The sequence below is a fragment of the uncultured Dialister sp. genome, assembly GCF_900541605.1.
In the GTDB taxonomy this organism is placed as follows: domain Bacteria; phylum Bacillota; class Negativicutes; order Veillonellales; family Dialisteraceae; genus Dialister.
In genome coordinates, this window is the sequence record NZ_UQKJ01000159.1 from 1 (window position 1) to 3,891 (window position 3,891).

3 protein-coding genes are annotated in these 3,891 nt (G+C 54.5%); all 3 read left to right on the forward strand.

Features of this window, described 5'->3' with window-relative positions:
* Nucleotides 1-487: 487 nt before the first annotated feature.
* Genes cobU through cbiB form a run of 3 tightly spaced genes read left to right on the forward strand, consistent with a single transcriptional unit; the run spans nucleotide 488 to nucleotide 3,588 of the window.
* A complete protein-coding gene (gene cobU, locus QZR21_RS08485) occupies nucleotides 488-1,078 on the forward strand; it encodes a bifunctional adenosylcobinamide kinase/adenosylcobinamide-phosphate guanylyltransferase (protein ID WP_296100132.1) in 591 nt (196 codons plus the stop codon).
* A gap of 8 nt (nucleotides 1,079-1,086) precedes the next feature.
* Nucleotides 1,087-2,610: a cobyric acid synthase gene (locus QZR21_RS08490; protein ID WP_296100137.1), complete on the forward strand. Its 1,524-nt coding sequence runs from the start codon at nucleotides 1,087-1,089 to the stop codon at nucleotides 2,608-2,610.
* Nucleotides 2,611-3,588, forward strand: coding sequence for an adenosylcobinamide-phosphate synthase CbiB (cbiB, locus tag QZR21_RS08495; protein WP_296100135.1), 978 nt, complete (start codon nucleotides 2,611-2,613; stop codon nucleotides 3,586-3,588).
* Nucleotides 3,589-3,891 lie beyond the last annotated feature (303 nt).

A 3,891-nucleotide genomic window follows, 5' to 3' on the forward strand; every position in this document is an offset into this window, starting at 1 on the left:
CAGGTCCTATGCAGGACCCGCACACTTTTACTGCACATTAAAGCGCCTTCCTTTCAGGGCCCGGCCGACCGGGGAATGGGTAGTGTCAGATAGTACGGCAGAGCCGCAGACCGATTATCGGTAGGAAGCGCCGCAGGCCGTTGAGCTTTCCTAAATGCCAGCAGCTAACAGCTAAAAGCCCCGCCCGTTCGCATGTCGTCCTATCCTACGATATCCGGCCCGAAGGGCCTGTCCAGCTCAAAGCTCAAGGCTGAAGGCTCAAGGCCCTGTCGGTGCGGACGGGGGCCAGCCGGATAGCGCCGCAGGCCGTTGGGCTTTCCTGACAGCCAGCAGCTAACAGCTAAAAGCCCCACCCGTCCGCACGGCACTTTTTCATATGATACTCCCCGCACCGGGGTCCATTCCTTATGGCACTCACATGCTGATTATGTTATTATTTAAAGGTAGTATTGCCAGAAACCATTAGAAATGAAGGTGATGAAAGGGCATGAAAAATAAGATATTTCTTGTTCTTGGCGGAGCCAGAAGTGGCAAGAGTGAATTCGCAGAGAAGCTGATGTATCATTCCACAGGGAAAAGGAAGGGATACATCGCCACGTCCCAGATTCTGGATGATGAGATGCGGTACCGGGTCATCCTTCACAGGCAGCGGCGCCCGGCGGACTGGAAGACCTTCGAGGTTATGCATGAGGCAGGAAATTCCATGGAAGCCATCCTTTCCGAGGCGGATTCCATTCTTTTCGACTGCATTACCATGTATGTGAATAACATCCTCATGGACCACATGAAGGGAATCACCGTGGAGACTTTGGGGGTATCGGACCTCACGACTCTCCAGACCAGTCTCGAGAAGGATCTGGACCTTATGTTTGACAATATTGAAAAGGCCAGTGGCAAGGAAATCATTTTCGTTTCCGATGAACTGGGCATGGGTATCGTCCCGGCCAATGCCATGAGCCGTGCATACAGGGATCTTGTGGGCCTGGCAAACCAGTACGTTGCCAAAAGGGCAGACAAGGTCTATCTTTCCATTGCAGGAATCACCATGGAGCTCAAAGAAAGAGGAGTGGAGCTATAATGACAAAGATTGCTAAGCGCGTAATGTTTCAGGGAACCAGTTCCCATGTAGGCAAGAGTATCCTCACCACCGCATTCTGCCGGATCCTTTCCCAGGATGGCTACAAGACGGCCCCCTTCAAGGCCCAGAATATGGCGCTGAATTCCTACGTCACCCTGTCGGGCGGTGAAATCGGCCGGTCCACAGTAGCCCAGGCGGAAGCTGCGGGGACCCTTCCTATTGTGCAGATGAATCCGGTGCTCCTGAAGCCCACCGGCAATTCCTGCTCCCAGGTCATTCTCCTCGGCCAGTCCGTAGGCAATTACAGCGCTTCTGAATACCAGAACAGCTACAGCCAGCGGGCCTGGGATACGGTGAAGCAGAGCCTGGACTACATGGAAACCCATTTCGATGCTCTCGTCATCGAAGGGGCCGGCAGCCCGGCGGAAGTGAACCTCAAAAAGAATGATATCGTGAACATGCGGATTGCAAAGGAATGCCATTCTCCGGTATTCCTTATCGCCGATATCGACCGGGGCGGCGCCCTGGCTTCCATCGTGGGGACACTGGAACTTTTGGAACCGGAAGAACGGGCTCTTGTGAAGGGCCTTGTAATCAACAAGTTCCGGGGCGATATTTCCCTTCTGGAACCGGCTCTTACGTTCCTGAAAGAAAAGACGGGAATCCCGGTGCTCGGGGTCATTCCGTACCTGGATAAGCTGGGTATCGACGATGAGGACTCCGTTTCCCTCCAGGACCTGCCCAGCGATCATGTGATGCGGGATATCCACATCGCCGTCATGCAGACACCGAAGATTTCCAACTTCACGGACTTTGATGCCCTGAACCATGAACCGGACGTGAACGTGCGGTTCGTGCAGCAGGGGGACATGATCGGGGATCCGGACCTCATTCTTCTCCCCGGCAGCAAGAACACCACGGAAGACCTGCTCTACCTGAAGCGGCAGGGATACGCCAGGGAAATCCAGGAAATGGCAGCCAAAGGGGTACCGGTCATCGGTATCTGCGGCGGTTTCCAGATGCTGGGCGAAAAGGTATGCGATCCGCTCCATGTGGAAAGTACGAATGATGAAGTGGATGGTCTCGGCCTTCTGCCTTATACCACTTCCATGCACGGCAAGAAGAATACGTACCAGGTCACCTTCGACTGCGACGACCTGCCCTTCCTGGGCATGAAATTCTCCGGCAAAGGACTTCGGGGCTACGAAATCCACATGGGTGAGACCACCCTTACGAAACCGGCACAGTCCCTGTTCCACATTGTCCAGAGAAGCGAAAACAAAGTGGACCTCCGGGATGGCTATATCAATGAAAAACGGAATGTCTTCGGCACTTACTGCCATGGACTCTTCGATAACGACGACCTCCGCCGGGCAGTGATCAACGCTCTCCGCCGCCGGAAGGGACTCAAAGACCTGCCGGTACAGTTCAAGTACCGGGAATACAAGGAGTCCGAATTTGACCGGCTCGCAAAGACCGTCAGAAGCCATTTCGACATGGATGCGTTCTATAAGATTCTGGAGAATGAATAATTGGACGGCTTACTGTATTCTTCCTTTTACGCACTGATCCCCATTGCGGCGCTGGTTATCGATACCATCTACGGGGACCCTCGGAGCGACTGGCATCCGGTGGTGCTCATAGGGAAGCTCATTTCCTTCTACGAGAATAAGCTCTATCCGGAGCCGAAGACCTCCAACGGCAACATGTTCCTCCGGGGCATGGTGACGGTGCTGCTGGTGCTCCTGACGGTGGGGCTCATTACGGGGCTCCTCGTATGGCTTTCCGTGAAAGGGGGCATCCTCTTTTACGCAGCCATGGGAGCGGTGATCCTGTATTTCACCATCACCCCCAGGGCCCTTTGCCGGGACGGCATGGAAATCTACCACCTTCTGAAGGCAGGGGACATCGTGGCCGCCCGGAAACGGCTGAGCTGGATCGTGGGCCGGGATACGGAGAATCTGGATGAAAGCGACATCGCTCGGGGCACTGTGGAAACCATTGCGGAAAATACGACGGATGGCATCATTTCGCCGCTTTTCTGGTTTCTCCTCTTCGGGCCGGTGGGGGCCATGGTGTACCGCGCAGGAAATACCATGGACTCCATGCTGGGCTACAAAAACGACCGGTACCTGTACTTCGGCCGCTTCGCAGCCCGCCTGGATGATGTATTGAACTACATCCCCGCCCGCATTACCTTCCTCCTCTTCGTAGCCTCTGCGGCCATCCTGAAGCTGGACTGGAAAAACGCAAAGAAAATCGGCCTCCGGGATGCGCCGAAGCATCCGTCTCCCAATGGGGGCTACGCTGAAGCCACCGTGGCCGGCGCCATGCACGTGCGGCTTGGCGGTTATAACTACTACGAAGGAAAACCGGAATTCCGGGAGTACATGGGAGATCCCGATACTCCCCTGAAGGCGGACCACATCAAACAGGCAATCTATATGATGTACGGCGCCACCATCCTCTTCGTGGTGCTGGAATCGGTGCTGATCTTCTTCCTGTGGTGATGGGAGAGATTTGAGATTTGAGAGTTGAGATCCAGCGCCTCTGGCGCGGGTCGTCTGGCCTGAAAGGAAGGCACTTTTATGGGCCTGCATGGTTAGGATTATCTCACATTGAACGTTTACCTTTATTAAGATTACCGTCAAAAGCGTGCCCCCTTAGAGAAGGGGGCAGCCCAAAGGGCAGGGGATGGATCCGCCTCGAAGAGGCGGCTTCTGCGAAGCAGATGATGAGGCTTGTATGGTAATCAGACATTTAAGGAAGCGCTGATTAATTCGCAGAGTCCGATTATACATGTATTTTCATGC